Annotated in this window: 15 protein-coding genes; 10 read left to right on the top strand and 5 right to left on the bottom strand. The window is 37.7% G+C overall.

Annotated features, from left to right (window positions below):
- Positions 1-15: 15 nt before the first annotated feature.
- From IGL23_RS08510 to IGL23_RS08500, 3 genes are all read left to right on the top strand, one after another.
- Positions 16-849, top strand: coding sequence for a MetQ/NlpA family ABC transporter substrate-binding protein (locus tag IGL23_RS08510; RefSeq protein ID WP_002366917.1), 834 nt, complete (start codon positions 16-18; stop codon positions 847-849).
- 14 nt (positions 850-863) lie between these two features.
- Positions 864-2,057, top strand: coding sequence for an amidohydrolase (locus tag IGL23_RS08505; RefSeq protein WP_033594292.1), 1,194 nt, complete (start codon positions 864-866; stop codon positions 2,055-2,057).
- 369 nt (positions 2,058-2,426) lie between these two features.
- Positions 2,427-3,965, top strand: a complete 1,539-nt coding sequence (locus IGL23_RS08500) for an ABC-F family ATP-binding cassette domain-containing protein (protein WP_033594293.1) — start codon at positions 2,427-2,429, stop codon at positions 3,963-3,965.
- A 54-nt stretch (positions 3,966-4,019) separates the two neighbouring features.
- Here IGL23_RS08500 and IGL23_RS08495 read toward each other — a convergent pair whose 3' ends face one another.
- The 3 genes from IGL23_RS08495 to IGL23_RS08485 are packed head-to-tail and all read right to left on the bottom strand — an operon-like array spanning position 4,020 to position 6,548.
- Entirely contained in the window at positions 4,020-4,946 is a 927-nt protein-coding gene (locus IGL23_RS08495; protein WP_002356954.1) for a metal ABC transporter substrate-binding protein, read from the bottom strand.
- Positions 4,933-5,802 (bottom strand): metal ABC transporter permease, encoded by an 870-nt coding sequence (locus tag IGL23_RS08490; RefSeq protein WP_033594294.1) that lies wholly within the window; start codon positions 5,800-5,802, stop codon positions 4,933-4,935. Before IGL23_RS08490 ends, IGL23_RS08495 begins: the two co-directional genes overlap by 14 nt.
- Positions 5,799-6,548, bottom strand: a complete 750-nt coding sequence (locus IGL23_RS08485; RefSeq protein WP_002360005.1) for a metal ABC transporter ATP-binding protein — start codon at positions 6,546-6,548, stop codon at positions 5,799-5,801. Before IGL23_RS08485 ends, IGL23_RS08490 begins: the two co-directional genes overlap by 4 nt.
- Before the next feature lie 212 nt (positions 6,549-6,760).
- On the opposite strand from IGL23_RS08485, the gene IGL23_RS08480 reads away from it, so the two are divergent.
- From IGL23_RS08480 to mnmA, 4 genes are all read left to right on the top strand, one after another.
- Positions 6,761-7,735 carry a ribose-phosphate diphosphokinase gene (locus IGL23_RS08480; RefSeq protein WP_002362076.1) on the top strand — a complete coding sequence of 325 codons (975 nt, stop codon included), beginning with the start codon at positions 6,761-6,763 and terminating at the stop codon, positions 7,733-7,735.
- 156 nt (positions 7,736-7,891) lie between these two features.
- Complete coding sequence (locus IGL23_RS08475; protein ID WP_033594295.1) at positions 7,892-9,037, top strand: cysteine desulfurase family protein; 1,146 nt, start codon at positions 7,892-7,894, stop codon at positions 9,035-9,037.
- 67 nt (positions 9,038-9,104) lie between these two features.
- The gene (locus IGL23_RS08470) at positions 9,105-9,449 is read left to right on the top strand and encodes a DUF1831 domain-containing protein (RefSeq protein WP_002356959.1); all 345 of its coding nucleotides are present in this window, start codon (positions 9,105-9,107) and stop codon (positions 9,447-9,449) included.
- A 225-nt stretch (positions 9,450-9,674) separates the two neighbouring features.
- Complete coding sequence (gene mnmA, locus IGL23_RS08465) at positions 9,675-10,799, top strand: tRNA 2-thiouridine(34) synthase MnmA (RefSeq protein WP_002362075.1); 1,125 nt, start codon at positions 9,675-9,677, stop codon at positions 10,797-10,799.
- A gap of 179 nt (positions 10,800-10,978) precedes the next feature.
- On the opposite strand, the gene IGL23_RS08460 is transcribed toward mnmA, so the two are convergent.
- Together IGL23_RS08460 and IGL23_RS08455 are read right to left on the bottom strand one after the other, a co-directional pair.
- Positions 10,979-12,217 (bottom strand): multidrug efflux MFS transporter, encoded by a 1,239-nt coding sequence (locus tag IGL23_RS08460; RefSeq protein WP_033594296.1) that lies wholly within the window; start codon positions 12,215-12,217, stop codon positions 10,979-10,981.
- A 16-nt stretch (positions 12,218-12,233) separates the two neighbouring features.
- On the bottom strand, positions 12,234-12,749 hold the full coding sequence (locus IGL23_RS08455; protein WP_430619638.1) for a YbhB/YbcL family Raf kinase inhibitor-like protein: 516 nt from the start codon (positions 12,747-12,749) through the stop codon (positions 12,234-12,236).
- A gap of 132 nt (positions 12,750-12,881) precedes the next feature.
- Here IGL23_RS08455 and IGL23_RS08450 point away from each other — a divergent pair, with 132 nt between their 5' ends.
- From IGL23_RS08450 to IGL23_RS08440, 3 genes are all read left to right on the top strand, one after another.
- Positions 12,882-13,451 carry a TetR/AcrR family transcriptional regulator gene (locus IGL23_RS08450; RefSeq protein ID WP_033594298.1) on the top strand — a complete coding sequence of 190 codons (570 nt, stop codon included), beginning with the start codon at positions 12,882-12,884 and terminating at the stop codon, positions 13,449-13,451.
- A 97-nt stretch (positions 13,452-13,548) separates the two neighbouring features.
- Positions 13,549-13,914 (top strand): DUF1033 family protein, encoded by a 366-nt coding sequence (locus tag IGL23_RS08445; RefSeq protein WP_002356966.1) that lies wholly within the window; start codon positions 13,549-13,551, stop codon positions 13,912-13,914.
- A 130-nt stretch (positions 13,915-14,044) separates the two neighbouring features.
- Positions 14,045-16,126, top strand: a complete 2,082-nt coding sequence (locus IGL23_RS08440; RefSeq protein WP_002378482.1) for a DNA topoisomerase III — start codon at positions 14,045-14,047, stop codon at positions 16,124-16,126.
- Position 16,127 lies beyond the last annotated feature (1 nt).

The raw sequence follows: 16,127 nt of genomic DNA, 5'->3' as shown, positions 1-16,127 counted from the left end.
AAGGAGAAATGACAAATGAAAAAATTTAGTAAATTAATTGGACTTATTGGGGTATTAGCTTTTACGATTGCAGGTTGTGCATCGGGGTCTGCGAAGGATACTAAGACAGAAACCGTTAAACTAGGGGTTGTAGGAACAAAAAATGATGAATGGGAATCGGTCAAAGACCGTTTGAAAAAGAAAAATATTGATCTACAATTGGTAGAATTTACAGACTATACGCAACCAAACGCAGCATTAGCAGAAAAAGAAATTGATTTAAATGCCTTTCAGCATCAAATCTTTTTAGACAATTACAATAAAGAACATGGGACGAAATTAGTATCAATTGGCAATACAGTCAATGCACCATTGGGAATTTACGCTAATAAATTGAAAGATATCACGAAAATTAAAGACGGCGGAGAAATTGCTATTCCTAATGACCCAACGAATGGTGGGCGGGCGTTAATTTTATTACAAACTGCAGGACTGATAAAAGTTGATCCTGCGAAACAGCAACTACCGACTGTCAGTGATATTACTGAAAATAAACGCCAATTGAAAATAACTGAATTAGATGCTACGCAAACAGCGCGCGCTTTACAAGATGTCGATGCTTCAGTGATTAATAGCGGCATGGCTGTCGATGCTGGGTATACACCAGATAAAGATGCTATTTTCTTAGAACCTGTAAACGAAAAAGCGAAACCTTATGTGAACATTGTCGTGGCCCGAGAAGAAGATCAAGAGAATAAACTTTATCAAAAAGTTGTAGAAGAATATCAACAAGAAGAAACGAAAAAGGTCATTGCAGAAACATCAAAAGGCGCCAATGTTCCAGCCTGGGAAACATTTGGTAAAAAATAAAGGAGGCATTTATAATGAGTACAACAACGATTCAAACAATCCAAGAAGCTATTGCTACAGAAAAGGAATGGATAATCCATTTAAGACGTCATTTTCATCAATATCCTGAAGCAAGTTTAAAAGAATATGAAACGATTAAGCGAATTAAAGAAGAACTACTAGCCTTAGCTATTCCTTTTGTAGAAGTAGGGGAAACGGGTGTTTTAGCAACCATTGAAGGAGGTCTTGGCGCTGGCAAAACGATTTTATTACGTGCAGATATTGATGCGTTGGAATTACCAGATGCAACTGGTGCTGCCTATGCTTCTAAAAATCCAGGACTCAATCATGCTTGTGGACACGATGGTCATGCGGCAGCATTGCTAGGTGCAGCTAAAGTGCTCAAAAAACATCAGGATACCTTTTCAGGAACGATTAAACTGGCCTTCCAGCCAGCTGAAGAAATTGGTGCAGGCGCTCGACAATTTGTGGAAGGAAATTATTTAGAAGCAATCGACCAAGTGTTTGGGATTCATTTAGATTCTAGTGTGCCGGTCGGGAAATTAGTCGCTACCAAAGGTGCCACCAACGCCTCTTGTGATATTTTTAAAATTGAAGTCAGTGGTCAAAGTAGTCACGTCGCCCAACCACAGAATGGCCGAGATGCTGTTTTAGCAGCGGCCAGTATTGTTGTGGAATTACAAAAAATTGTAGCGCGCGAGATTGATCCTTTAGATTCTGTCGTAGTAGGAATTGGCGTTTTACAAGCAGGAACACGCTATAATATTGTAGCAAACCAGGCAACCATTGAAGGTACTGTTCGAACATTTAGTCAGGAAACGCGCCAATTTGTTTTACAACGAGTCGAAGAAATTGCCCATGAAATTGCCCAGTCTCATCGCACAGAAATTGCTGATTTTTCTGTTTATGTGGCAGCGAATCCATTAATTAATGAAGAACAAGCAACCAACCGTGCACAGCAGGTAGCCAGTGAAATTGTTGGTTTTGAAAATGTTGTGACCGATCATCCTAAAAGTTTAGGGGCGGATGATTTTGCTGATTACTTAGCGGTAATTCCTGGTATCTATGGACGGGTCGGTTCACGAAACCCTGAAAATCCTGCTACCCATTTTGGACACCATCATGAACAATTTGATATTGATGAACGTGCCTTACTTTTAGCAGCAGAGTACCACGTACGCTATGCATTAAACTATTTATCAGAATAATAGGGATAGGGAGCCGACAAAATGATTGTTTGTGGGCTCCTTTCGTTATAAACCAACGTGGCTTGCTTTCTTGTCATTCTATGGTAGAATACAAGCATAAGAAAGGTGATTCACATGTTTTTTGTTTTAACTGATAAATTAACAAGAAAAGTAGCTCCCGATAGTTTAAGAACAGATGAAGCACTGTTGTGGAGCCGAGCAATTAATTTCTTCATCGCTTGATAGGACATTTTTTGACTAGAAAAGCTAGTCTTATTTGAGTGTACGTACAAGCGGTTGTCGGGATTTCTGTCAGGATGGACGACGTGCAGACGTGGTTCTTTTTTTGTTGTCCCAAAATAATCAGTTAACAAGAAAGAAGTGACGAAAATGAGTATTTTAACTATTGAACATTTAACGCATCGGTTTGGCGAAAAGGTCTTGTATGAAGAGGCTTCATTGCAAGTGAATAAAGGGGATCATTTAGGCTTAACTGGCCAAAATGGTGTCGGCAAATCCACCTTAATTAAAATTTTAACGGGGGAAGTATTGCCAGACGAAGGAACGATTCAGTGGCAAAAAAATTGCAAGATTGGGTACTTGGATCAGCACGTTTCTGTAGAACAATCACTAACGATGGTTGATTTTTTGAAACAAGCCTTTCAAGAACTTTTTGATAAAGAAGCGAAACTGACAAAACTTTATGAAGAATACAGTCAAACGGCTTCGGAAAAACTTTTAGAACAAGCAGGCAAGTTACAAACAGATTTAGATGAAAGTAATTTTTACCAAATCGACACGATTATTCAGGATTTAGCCAATGGGTTAGGACTACAAGCAATTGGTTTGGATAAAAAGTTAGGGGAGCTAAGCGGTGGTCAACGTTCAAAAGTGATTTTAGCAAAATTATTGTTAGAGGCCCCTGATGTGTTACTTTTAGATGAACCCACCAACTATTTAGATGATACACATATTCAATGGCTTGTTCGCTATCTGAATAATTTTGAAGGAAGCTTTCTATTAGTCTCCCATGATTATCAATTTTTAAATGAAGTGACGAATTGCATCGCAGACATTGAGTTTGGCAAGTTAACCAAATATACTGGAAATGTAGAAAAATCTTTTGCACAAAAAGAGCAGAATAAACAAACCTATTTGAAACAGTATCAGGCCCAACAAGAAAAAATTGAAAAAATGGAAGCCTATATTCGTAAATACAAAGCTGGAAATCGAGCAACGATGGCTAAAAGTCGACAAAAACAATTGGACCGGTTGGAACGATTGACTCCGCCAGGTTCCTTGACTAAGCCAGCGATTGAATTTCCTTATCAAGGGTTAGTTGCAACGCAAGCACTAACGACCCAGAAGTTAGTTGTCGGCTATCGGGAACCTTTGTTAGAACCGTTAGATTTAATGGTTCATGTCGGTGAAAAAGTCGCATTGAAAGGCTTTAATGGGATTGGCAAATCAACATTAATTAAAACGTTGACGAAAGTGATTTCTTCATTAGATGGAGAATTTCATTATCCGCTGAATACCAAAATTGCTTATTTTACCCAAGACTTGGCGTGGCCTAATGAGCAGTTAACGCCGCTAGACTATTTATCAGATCGTTTTCCAGATACAACGATTAAAGAGCGAAGAAGTCATTTGGCTAGAGCAGGTTTACCAGATAAGTTAGCAATGCAGTCACTAGCCCTGTTAAGTGGTGGTGAGCAAACAAAAGTAAAACTAGCGGAACTAATGATGCAAACTAGTAATTTGTTATTTTTAGATGAGCCAACCAATCATATTGATGAAGCGGCCAAAAAAAGTTTACAAGAAGCAATTCACGTTTACCCAGGAACGGTTTTTCTGGTTTCCCATGAAGCAGATTTTTATGAAGAAATTGTGGATCGAGTAATTGATATTGAGGAATTAGTTAAATAAAGAAGAAAGAACCAAGTTGAGGGGGAGTCAACTTGGTTCTTTCTTCTTTATTATTTATTTACTCATTAAGCCATCATGGATTTTTGTTAAATTCCAGTTCATCATGCTGTAGTACGTATCGCCTTCTGTTCCTTCTTTGGCAAGAGAGTCTGTGAAAAGTGTATCGTAAATTGGTCGTTTCACTTCTTTTGAGACCCGTTCCATACTACGTTTATCGACACTGGTTTCAACAAATAACACAGGTGCTTTTGATTTCTTAATGGTATCAATAATCGTGGTCATTTGTTCAGGTGTTCCTTGACTTTCTGTGTTAATTTCCCAAATATAAGCGGCATTTAAATCATAAGCTTTGGAGAAATATTTAAAGGCACCTTCACTTGTAACTAATAATTTTTTATCATCAGGAATATCAGCAAATTTAGCTTTGGCTTCCTCATGTAGTTTGCTAAGTTTTTCGGTATAATTTTTCGCGTTTTCTGTATAGAAATCTTTATTTTTTGGATCTTTTTCTACTAACACGTCACGAATGTTTTCTACATATTTAATGCCATTTTCAATGTCTAACCAAGCATGTGGATCTTCTGTTTGTTCTTGACCGGCACTTGTTAAATATTGTGGCGTAACATTTTTGCTTGTAGAAAAGTAATCTTTATTCTCAACTTTTTTGGCCGTTTTCATTAATTTGTTAAACCAGCCATTTCCGCCTGTTTCTAAGTTCAAGCCGTTAAAGAATAAAATGTCCGCTTCAGAAGCTTTCGCAATGTCTTCTGGTAACGGTTCATATTCGTGAGGGTCTGTCCCAATTGGCACAATACTATGCAGCTCAATTTTGTCTTGTCCAACATTTTTCACTAAATCAGATAGGATCGAGTTCGTTGTCACAATTGCTAATTTTTCTTTCTTTTCAGCGGCTTGATTCCCGCAAGCAGCTAACGTTAACCCTGCTAAAAGTGTTAAAAAAAATAAACTAAATTTTTTCATTCGTTGATTCCTCCATTTCTTTCTGACGGTTTACAAATACTAGGCCTTTCTTTGGTGAGAAAAAGAAAGCCAATAAAAAGAATAAGGCGGCGGTTAAAACAATCGTCGCACCAGAAGCTAAGTTATAAGAATAACTAAAGAATAGGCCAATCACTGAACTTAAAATCCCAAAAGTAGAGGCTAAGCCAATCATTGTCGGTAAGTGATTTGTTAATAGATAAGCTGTTGCCGCTGGTGTAATCAGCATGGCAATGACTAAAATAGTTCCGACGGTTTGCAAAGAAGAAACAGCGACTAATGTTAGTAAAAACATCAATGCATAGTGGAAAAATTGAATATTTAAACCATAAGCCTGAGCCATTGTGGAATCAAAAGAAGTGAGTTGCAACTCTTTATAAAACAATGCCACAAAAATCAAAACAATCACGCCGACGACACAAGTAATTAAAATATCGGTATCTGCGACCGCTAATACATTTCCAAACAGAATATGATATAAATCGGTGGAACTTTTTGCAAAAGAGATAAAAATAATCCCTAAAGCAAAAAAAGAACTAAAGACAACACCAATGGCAGTATCATTTTTTAGTGGACTTTTTTGGGTAATAAAGCCGATCGATAATGCAGCTAGTAAGCCAAAAATAGAAGCGCCAAAAATATAATTGAAACCAAACATATAAGAAACAGCGACCCCTGGTAAAACGGCATGGGAAATCGCATCACCCATCAAAGACATCCCACGTAAAATAATGAATGAACCAATTACCCCTGAAATGAGTCCGACAATTACAGACGTCAAAAGGGCATTTTGTAAAAATTGATAACGGAATAAACCATCAATAAATGCAGCAATCATTTTGCAACCCCCTGTATTAATAAATCACCTAACAAATCACCGTATGCTTCTTGGAGCGTTTCTGCAGTAAACGTTTGTTCAACAGGACCCGCAGCAATTAGCCGGTTTTTCAAAACGATTAATTCATCAAAATAGTGGGACACTTTGTGCAAATCATGGTGAACAATGATAATCATTTTACCTTGATTTTTTAATGATTTGAGAATATCCATAATCACTTTTTCACTAGACATATCAATGCCGACGAAAGGTTCATCTAAAAAAATCACCTCAGCACCTTGGGCCAAAACACGGGCGATAAACACACGTTGTAATTGGCCACCAGAAAGTTCGCCAATCTGGCGTTGCGCATAGTCTTCTAATTGCACCATTTTTAATGCAGCCATGGCTGCTTGCTTTTCTTTCTTTCCTGGGCGTTTTAATAGTCCCAAGTTTGGATAGGTTCCTAGCAAGACCGTTTCAAAAACGCTAATGGGGAAACTAAGATCCAAGGCGCTACGTTGTTCTACATAGGCAATGGTTGTTTTTTGTTGGTCAATCGCTTGATTATTTAACAAAACATCACGTTCCTTTGTTTTAATCAAGCCTAATAACCCTTTAATAAATGTTGACTTTCCAGCACCATTTGGTCCGATAATTCCAGTAATTTTACCGGAGGGAATAGTAACGTGGATATTATTTAAAGCGGTCCGTCCTTGATATTGAACGGTTAACGCTTGAACAGCTAAGTTAAAGCTTTTTCTCATGAAATTCCTCCTTTTTAGGTTTGCCTTAAAATCAGTATAAGGGATAGTTTAAGAAAATGCAAATAATTTTTAGGTGCACCTAAATACAAGCGCTTTTTTCACAAAGAAAACCGTTTCTTTCAATAAATTAAGGAGGATCCCATGATTTTTATGACAAAAAATGGTAGAATATGAATGAAAACGACTATTATTTTATATTGACGGAGGATATCATGACCGAAAACTATCAAGATGACACCTTACGCATCTTCAGTTTAAATGCAAATCGACCACTTGCTGAAAAAATCGCAGCATCAGTAGGAACAGAATTAGGAAAAAGCACCGTGCGCCAATTTAGTGATGGCGAAATTCAAATTAATATTGAAGAAAGTATTCGTGGCGATCATGTCTACATCATCCAAGCAACGAATGCCCCTGTAAATGATCATTTGATGGAATTGCTTATTTTAATTGATGCATTAAAACGTGCTAGCGCAAAAACAATTAATGTTATTTTGCCTTACTATGGTTATGCTCGCCAAGACCGCACAGCGAAACCAAGAGAACCCATTACTGCGAAATTAGTTGCTAATATGTTGGTAGAGGCAGGCGCAACACGTTTGTTGACATTAGACTTGCATACTGTTCAAGTCCAAGGATTTTTTGATATCCCAGTAGATAATTTATTTACAATGCCTTTGTTTGCTCATTATTATCGTCAACAAGCATTAGTAGGGGAAGAAATTGTGATTGTTTCGCCTAAAAACAGTGGCGTTCAACGCGCACGTAGTTTATCGGAGTACTTAGATGCGACCTTAGCAATTGTCGACCATGAAGAGATCGATGGGGTGCGCCAAGAAGGTTACGTTATTGGGAATGTCGCTGGGAAAAAATGTATTCTTGTTGATGACATTTTGAATACTGGTCAAACGTTAGCCACAGCGGCGGAAGTTTTAATGAAAAATGGTGCGCAAGAAGTGTATGCTTGCGCCTCGCATGGTTTGTTATCAGAAGGCGCAAAAGCAACCTTAGAAAATGCGCCAATTAAGGAAATTAGTATTACTGACTCTGTTTATACGACAGCAGACCGCCAACCAGCAACCTTGAATATTATTTCTTGCGCTGAGTTAATGGGGGAAGCGTTACTTCGTATCCATGAAAATAAACCAATGAGTCCATTATTCCGTTTAGAACCAAAAGGAGAATAAGTGATTCCTTAAACTAGAAATAGGTCTAACAACTTTAATAGTGTTGGGCCTATTTTTCTTATCTCTTTTATAAATAGAAGAGAAAGTATTCTGATTTTGTGTTTTAAGCTTTTTATGCTAGAATAACGCCAGAACATAAGGAAAGGGACGAGTCATTTGGAACCCATTTATTTAGATCATGCGGCAACAACACCGCTTCATCCAACGGTCATTCAAGCGATGACTGAAAATATGCAAACGACTTTTGGCAATCCATCAAGTATTCATCAGTTTGGACGAAAGGCACACGGTCTTCTGGAAGAAGTGCGTCAAACGATTGCCGAGAGCTTACAAGCCAAACCCCACGAAATTATTTTTAATAGTGGTGGCACAGAAGGGGATAACACAGCCATCTTGGCAGTTGCTTTTTCTCGTCAAAAGGAAGGAAAACATATTATTACTACGGCAATTGAACATCCCGCTGTGTTACGAACGATGGAATACTTAGAAACGTTAGGCTTTGAAGTGACTTACTTGCCTGTGAATGAAAATGGTCAGATTTCAATGGATCAATTCAAAAAGTCTTTACGCGAAGAAACGATCTTGGTTTCAATGATGTATGGCAATAATGAAATTGGAAATCGATTACCAATTGCTGAAGTTGGTGCAATTCTTAAAAATCATTCGGCGATTTTTCATACAGATGCCGTCCAAGCTTATGGAAGTGAAGTCATTTTACCTCATGAATTAGGGATCGACTTATTAAGTATTTCCGCTCATAAAATCAATGGTCCAAAAGGCGTAGGTTTTTTATTTAAAAGCGATGCAATCCAATTACCACCTCTTTTACATGGTGGGGAACAAGAAGAAAAACGACGTGCGGGCACGGAAAACTTAGCTGGAATTATTGGCATGGGTACTGCCGTTTCATTACTAACTTCTGCAGAAAAGCAAGCAAGAAAAACAGCCTATCAAAGTTTTCAAACGATTATTTTAAAAGCGTTAGAAGAAGCCAATATTGATTTTTCAATTAATGGTGAACCAACGAATCGTTTAGCGCATGTCTTAAATCTTCATTTAAAAGGAATTCCTAGTGATTTGCTCTTAATGCATTTGGACTTAAGAGGTATTGCGATTTCAACTGGCTCGGCTTGTACAGCGGGAACTGTGGATCCTTCGCACGTGTTGACAGCGATGTATGGAGAAAATTCCTCGGCTATTAAAGAATCAATCAGGATTAGTTTTGGCTACGGGAACACACCAGAAGAAATTGCGACTTTTTCTAAAGTACTAGTTGCAGTGATTCAACAATTGAAAAAATAATCTGATTGCGGCAGCTACAGGTTTTCGCTATAATGAAGATAACAATGAAAATAACGAGGTGGAACCCATGGCATTTACAACAACGGCTGCTGTTGAAGGCTCAACAGTTTTTTACAAAGTACATCCTAGTGCAAAACGCTATACATTAAAAGATAACGGCTTTACTGAAACAAAATCAGGGAACTTTCAATTGATTCGTTCCTTAGATCCAACGCCTCAGAGAAATGAAGGCTTCAAATTGAAAATTACGATCACTGCTGATCTAAAAGAGTTGAAAATGTCCATTACAACGGCAAATGGTTTAAAACCAATGAATATTTTCAAGAATGAACAACATGAAATGAGTAAAGAAAAATACTTTTTCTTAATGGATGGCTTAATTAGCCGTGGTGTATTAGAGAAAGTAGAATAATTTAGAGAAACCTGAAGAAACAAGTGAAAGCAGCTTGTTCCTTCAGGTTTTCTGTTTATTTGAAAGCAATAGCTTGTTCGCTGTGTCTTTGTTCCAAGTATTTTCTCATTATACGCCCGGCTTGCTTTACTTATTTCAAAAAAATAGTATAATGAAAAGCACTGAAAAGTTACGACCTTCAAATCGTGGATGATTTCAGAATCTAATTGAAATGATGGTGATAAAATGGCAGATAACAGCAAAACGCGTGTCGTGGTAGGCATGAGTGGCGGTGTCGATTCATCTGTCACAGCGTTGCTTTTAAAAGAGCAAGGCTATGATGTAATTGGGATCTTTATGAAAAATTGGGACGATACAGACGAAAATGGTGTCTGTACCGCAACTGAGGATTATAAAGATGTCGCAAAAGTAGCGGATCAAATTGGGATTCCGTATTATTCGGTCAATTTTGAAAAAGAATATTGGGACCGTGTGTTTGAATATTTTTTAGCAGAATATCGGTTAGGACGGACACCAAATCCAGATGTCATGTGTAATAAAGAAATTAAATTTAAAGCATTCCTAGATTATGCTATGCAACTAGGCGCTGACTATGTTGCAACTGGCCATTATGCACAAGTAGAAACGGATGAAAATGGCGTAGTGCATATGTTACGTGGAATTGACAATAATAAAGACCAAACCTATTTTTTAAGCCAATTATCACAAGCCCAATTGGCAAAAACAATGTTTCCGTTGGGTGGCATGGAAAAGTCAGAAGTTCGTGCAATTGCTGAACGTGCTGGATTAGCCACAGCCAAGAAAAAAGACTCAACGGGCGTTTGTTTTATTGGTGAAAAGAATTTCAAAGAATTTTTGAGTAATTATTTACCAGCTAAAAAAGGCAACATGGTGACAGAAGATGGCGAAATCAAAGGACAACATGATGGTCTGATGTATTATACTATCGGTCAACGCCAAGGCTTAGGAATTGGTGGCGGCGGTAAAACACAAGAACCATGGTTTGTGATTGGGAAAGATTTAACCACCAATACATTATATGTGGGACAAGGATTTCACCATGAAAAACTATATGCAACACATTTAGAAGCTAGTGAGGTTCATTTTACTGTTGATACGCCAATGCCAAAAGAGTTTGACTGTACGGCTAAATTCCGTTATCGTCAAGCAGATATCCCAGTGCATGTTTCCTTATCTGAAGATGGCACAAAAGCAACCGTTACGTTTAAGGAACCAGCCCGCGCAGTCACTCCAGGTCAAGCTGTTGTTTTTTATGATGGAATGGAATGCTTAGGGGGCGGCTTAATTGATCGCGCCTACCAAGATGAAAAAGAACTACAATACGTCTAAAAAGTTTCACGAGTTGTGAAACAAAAAGGATGAAGTTAACCAAAAGAAAAGCGGATATGCTGGTCATAAAACCAGTAAATATCCGCTTTTCTTTTTTGTTTTATATGCCTATTTTTTTTAAAATAAGAAAAAGAGAAAAATTAAAAATTCAAATTGTGGATAACTTTTCTGTGTATAACTTAGTCATCATTTTTCTCTTTTTTTAATTCGGCGGTGCTTCGACGAACCCATAGAAGGTTAAGGAGAACCAGACAAGAAGTGGAAATAAAGACCCCACGATAACCGAAAGCGGCAGATACGCTTGAACCAATCATAGGACCAATCACATTTCCTGTCGCTTGGAAAGATTGATTGTAACTGAAAATGCGACCTGCAGCGTCACTTGGGGAATAACGAGTGATCAACGTTTGAACAGCTGGTAGTAAACAGGCATCGGAAATCCCAACTAAGAAACGAAGCATAGCAAGTTGCCAGACATTTTGAACAAAGGCCATTGGTAGGTAAACGAAAATGGCTAAAATTAAGCCAATTGTCAAGATGCGTTCACTGCCAATACGATCGCCTAACCGGCCGAAACGAGGGGCGGCTATTAACGTTGCAATCCCTGGAATAGAAGCAATGACTCCGCTAATTAAGGTGACATTTCCGTGACCACCCAACAATTGTTGAATATATAAACTGATGATGGGACTAATTGAATTATTGGAAGCTTGAATGATTAATGTCGTAATAAACATTCCAAGAATCACGTGGGGATGTTCTAGTTTTTTTAAAATTTGTTTCCCAGATGCGGCTTGATTTTTTTCAATTGGCACAAACTCTTCATGGACAAAGACGAGACTCAAAACAAAAACGAGTAATAAAATCGTACCAGTAATGAAAAAGGTTGGCCGATAACCGAAAATAGACGCAGTGACACCGCCCAAAAGAGGACCAAGCAACGTGCCGGTAACAGAACCAGTGGCTAAAGTACCAAGCACTTGACCGCTTTTTTCCTTAGGTGTGCCTGTAGCAACTAACGCAGTCGCATTACTGATATAACCAGAAAAAACACCTTGTAATAAGCGTAAGCCAATCAATTGATAAACACTTGTGACTGCGCCCATTAAACTAATGACGATAGCCATCCCTAATGAAGCGCGTAATAACATTAACTTGCGTCCTTTTCGGTCGGCTAAACGGCCCCACCAAGGTGAAACAATGGTTGTGACTAAAAAAGTGGAAGAGAACGTGATTCCGCTCCAAAAATTCAATTGTTGGTGGGTAAAAGTACCTAATGTGTTGATATAAAGAGGCATAAATGGCATCACTAAGCTAAAGCCAATACCAGCCATAAATGTGCCAAACCATAAAACGAGCAGATTTTTTTCCCAAGGTTGTTTTGGACGGAAAATTTTACTTTTAATTAATTCATACATTCTATTTCCTCACTTTCTAGTAAAGAAATTCAAATTTGGCTTTGGCGAGTCGTTGATCATTCAATGCTTGATGCAATTCATTCGCAAAAAAGCCTTCTTTTAAATTTAGTGGATTTTTTGTAGCGTATACATATAACGTATAAGTGTGCACACCAGAGCGAGGGCTTAACTCCAGATAACGTTCGGTTAACTCAGGTAACGTTTCAGTGGCAAGCGCAGGAATCATCTGTTTCCCCAAAGGAGAAGCAAGACTATTTTTTTCTTGAATGGTAGGCTTGAGTGCTGTTCGACTAAAGTCTTCAGGAATCTCATTGGTTACAGGAACATTGGCAGCTAACCAATGAATAAAAGGGAAACCGATTAGAGGAATCGTGTCATAATCAATTAATTCCCAGGATAAATAACGGGCTTCTTTAGGAATGGCCGCTAAAGAAATAGGAAAAGATAAAATAGGACGTTCGTGTAATAAAAATTCTGCACTGGTTCGTTTGCCATAACGATTGGCCAAATGAGAACGGTTGGTAATATGCATGCCAAACAGCCTTCTTTCAAAAATGATGTTTACAAATTATTATTATAAACTATAATTTATAGTTTAAAAAGAGTCAATAGATATGATAAACTAATAATTGTCCAAAATTTAAGAATTGGAGGCGTCAGAAAGATGGCAAAAAAACGGAATTTAACGAAAGCCAAAATCCTTGAAAGTGCCCGCAACCTAGCGGAAGAATTGGGCGTTCAACAATTAACCTTTCAAAATTTAGCCGTTGATTTAGGCATCAAGTATCCTTCACTCTATAATCACTTTAAAAATATTGCTGAAGTAAAAAATGCTCTAGTGGACTTGTTAATTCAAGAATTAAATGATACATTGCGAAGAGCCTTAGTGGGTAAGAGTGGCGCAGAAGCAATTCGGATATATGCTGAAACGTACCAACAATTTGCTTTTGAAAATTCTGCAGTCTATGAATTACTTATCAGTGTGCCGAAAACGCAAAACCAACAATTAATTGAAGGCATCCATGAAACCAATCAAATTATTTTACAACTTTTAGCTTTTTATCCATTTAATAATGAAGAACGACTGCATAAAAGTCGAGAATTACGTAGCTTAATCCATGGTTATATTACCTTACGTTTTTTAGGTTATTTTCAACGCGAAGAAGCCACGCCGGAAGAAAGTTATCGTCGCATGATTGAAGATTTTATTGTTTCTTTAGAAGTGGCAGGATAAAATAAATTTCAAAAATTTCTCAGTCCGAAACCAAATCCTTGCAACTTTTTCAGAAAGTGACTATGATACCTACAGTAGCAAAAAAAGGAGCGGTTCAATGTATCAAGTAATTACAATGTATGGCGACAATGAACCTTGGTGGTTTTTTGATGATTGGCAAGAGGACATTGTTCAAGAAAAAACCTTCGATAACTTGACCGATGCAGAGACATATTATGTGGAAGTTTGGCAAAAACTTTCTCAGAATTATACATACGTCAACACAAAGCCTAACTATTTAACGGCTTTCTGGAATGATGGGGAAGAACGCTGGTGTGAAGAATGCGATGAAGATTTACAACAATACTTCGGTTTAGCATTACTAGAAAATCATCATGCGGTTACTTTTGAAAATAAAGCTGAGTTTACCACAATATCCAATCATTTTGGCAAAACAAAATTCTGCAAACGGAAAGTTATTTGAAACGCATGAGTTTAAAGAAAAACCTCAGGGAATTTTCTTTAAACTCTTTTTCTATTCTCGGAATTTAGAGAAAATCGAGCTAATATTTGGTATAATACGAAAAGATAGCACTCAAAAAGGAGCGAAACTAGTGGTTGCAAAACAATTAATTATTGCTGAAAAACCTAGCGTAGCAAAAGATTTAAGCCGCGTTTTAGGAGCAAATCAAAAAAATAAGAATTATTATGAAGGACCCAACGTGATTGTTACCTGGGCTTTAGGCCATCTCTTAGGACTAAAAATGCCAGAAGATTTAAACAAAGAATGGCAAACGTGGCAAATGGAAACTTTACCGATGATTCCTAAGAATTTAGGGATTAAACCGTTACCGAAAACGGGACATCAATTAAAAGCGATTAAACAATTAGCCAATCGTAAAGATGTTTCTGAAGCCGTGATTGCCACCGATGCTGGTCGTGAAGGTGAATTAGTAGCCCGCTGGATTTTAGAATATGTCCGTTTTAACAAACCAGTCAAACGCTTATGGATTTCATCTCAAACAGACAAAGCCATTAAAGACGGGTTTAAGAAAATTCGCCCAGCGAAAGACTACGATAATTTGTATTACTCTGCCTTGGCGCGCGCAAAAGCTGACTGGTTAGTGGGTCTAAACGTCACAAGGGCCTTGACAGTGAAATATCAAGATAACTTATCCGCAGGTCGTGTTCAAACACCAACTTTAGCAATGGTGCGCCAACAAGAAAAAACGATTGAACAATTTAAGCCTCAAACTTATTTTACTATCTCGTTAACTGTTGAATCAGAAAAAGCAAAGATGACCCAAAAAAATCCATACGCTTTAAAAGAACGGCAGGAAGCAGAACAATTAGTCAAAGAACTCTCAAAACAAAAGGGCTTAGTTACCGATATTCAAGAAAAAGTTAAAACAGAAAATGCGCCGTTACCATATGATTTAACCGAAATCCAGCGTGAAGCCAACCAGCGATTCCAATTTTCTGCAAAGAAAACGTTGTCTCTTGTACAAAGTTTATACGAAACCCATAAAATTGTTTCCTATCCTCGAACTGACAGCAAATATCTAACAACGGATATGAAAGGAACGATGAAAGAACGACTTCAAGCCATTGCTGATTTTTCACCTGAAGTGAAAGGCTACCTTAAAAATGGGGCTGTTGTTAAACAACAAAAAGTTTTCCAAAATGCAAAAGTCACAGATCACCATGGGTTGATTCCAACTGAACAACGTCCTCGTTATGAAAAGCTAAGTAATGATGAACAAAAAATCTATCAAATGATTGTTCAACGATTCTTAGGTTTGTTTGCTGAGCCAAACCAAACCAAACAAACAAAAGTTACAGTCGCTTTTGGAAAAGAAATATTTGTCTTTCATCAAAATAAAGTAGTTGTTGCTGGCTGGAAAACAACAGCCGAACAGCCGCTATCAACTGTCCAATGGCAAAAAGGCATGACCGTTGCGCCAAACTTTACCATTAACAAAGAATTAACGTCGCCGCCAAAACCATTAACCGAAGGAACGTTGTTAGGAAAAATGGAGAAACACAGTTTAGGCACACCGGCAACGCGAGCTGAAATCATTGAAAAACTGATTAAATCAGAATTGATGGAACGAACCAATAGCGGTTTAAGTGTGTCTGCCAAAGGAAAGCAACTATTAGACTTGGTGAATCCATCACTTGTGACACCTGAACTAACGGAAAAATGGGAAAAGTCGCTCGAAGCAATCGCTTCGGGTCAACAAAAGAGTCAACTTTTCTTAAAGGATATTGAAGAGGATACGAAAAAATTAGTCCGTGAAATTAAACAAAGCGAGAAAAAATATCAAGATTTTTCCATTACGCAAAAAAAATGTCCAGATTGTGGCTCAAACTTACGGGAAAAAAATACGAAAGATGGGAAGATTTACGTTTGTACAAACCAAGAATGTTCTTATCGTCGGCGAAAAGATCCTAAAGTATCCAATCACCGTTGCCCACAATGCCATAAAAAAATGGTCATCATAGAAGGAAAAAATGGTCGTTCTTTCAAATGTAAATTCTGTTCGATTACTGAAAAAATTCCCGATAAAAAAGAACGAAAACAAAAAATGACTAAACATGAAGAACGTCGTTTGATGAAAAAATATTCACAACCAGACGAACCAGAAGAAAGTGCTTTAGCGCAGGCCTTAAAAGCCGCTATGAATCAAGAGTAGC

The sequence above is a fragment of the Enterococcus sp. MSG3299 genome, assembly GCF_050555765.1.
In the GTDB taxonomy this organism is placed as follows: Bacteria; Bacillota; Bacilli; order Lactobacillales; family Enterococcaceae; genus Enterococcus; species Enterococcus faecalis.
The sequence above is the reverse complement of the archived record's forward strand: the minus strand, read 5'-3'. Positions and strand labels throughout refer to the sequence as shown.

Excerpts from the sequence above, each read along its gene's own strand:
- IGL23_RS08510 (WP_002366917.1), top strand. The coding sequence starts at position 16 with ATGAAAAAATTTAGTAAATTAATTGGACTTATTGGGGTATTAGCTTTT.
- IGL23_RS08505 (WP_033594292.1), top strand. The coding sequence starts at position 864 with ATGAGTACAACAACGATTCAAACAATCCAAGAAGCTATTGCTACAGAA.
- IGL23_RS08500 (WP_033594293.1), top strand. The coding sequence starts at position 2,427 with ATGAGTATTTTAACTATTGAACATTTAACGCATCGGTTTGGCGAAAAG.
- IGL23_RS08495 (WP_002356954.1), bottom strand. The coding sequence starts at position 4,946 with ATGAAAAAATTTAGTTTATTTTTTTTAACACTTTTAGCAGGGTTAACG.
- IGL23_RS08490 (WP_033594294.1), bottom strand. The coding sequence starts at position 5,802 with ATGATTGCTGCATTTATTGATGGTTTATTCCGTTATCAATTTTTACAA.
- IGL23_RS08485 (WP_002360005.1), bottom strand. The coding sequence starts at position 6,548 with ATGAGAAAAAGCTTTAACTTAGCTGTTCAAGCGTTAACCGTTCAATAT.
- IGL23_RS08480 (WP_002362076.1), top strand. The coding sequence starts at position 6,761 with ATGACCGAAAACTATCAAGATGACACCTTACGCATCTTCAGTTTAAAT.
- IGL23_RS08470 (WP_002356959.1), top strand. The coding sequence starts at position 9,105 with ATGGCATTTACAACAACGGCTGCTGTTGAAGGCTCAACAGTTTTTTAC.
- mnmA (WP_002362075.1), top strand. The coding sequence starts at position 9,675 with ATGGCAGATAACAGCAAAACGCGTGTCGTGGTAGGCATGAGTGGCGGT.
- IGL23_RS08460 (WP_033594296.1), bottom strand. The coding sequence starts at position 12,217 with ATGTATGAATTAATTAAAAGTAAAATTTTCCGTCCAAAACAACCTTGG.
- IGL23_RS08455 (WP_430619638.1), bottom strand. The coding sequence starts at position 12,749 with ATGCATATTACCAACCGTTCTCATTTGGCCAATCGTTATGGCAAACGA.
- IGL23_RS08450 (WP_033594298.1), top strand. The coding sequence starts at position 12,882 with ATGGCAAAAAAACGGAATTTAACGAAAGCCAAAATCCTTGAAAGTGCC.
- IGL23_RS08445 (WP_002356966.1), top strand. The coding sequence starts at position 13,549 with ATGTATCAAGTAATTACAATGTATGGCGACAATGAACCTTGGTGGTTT.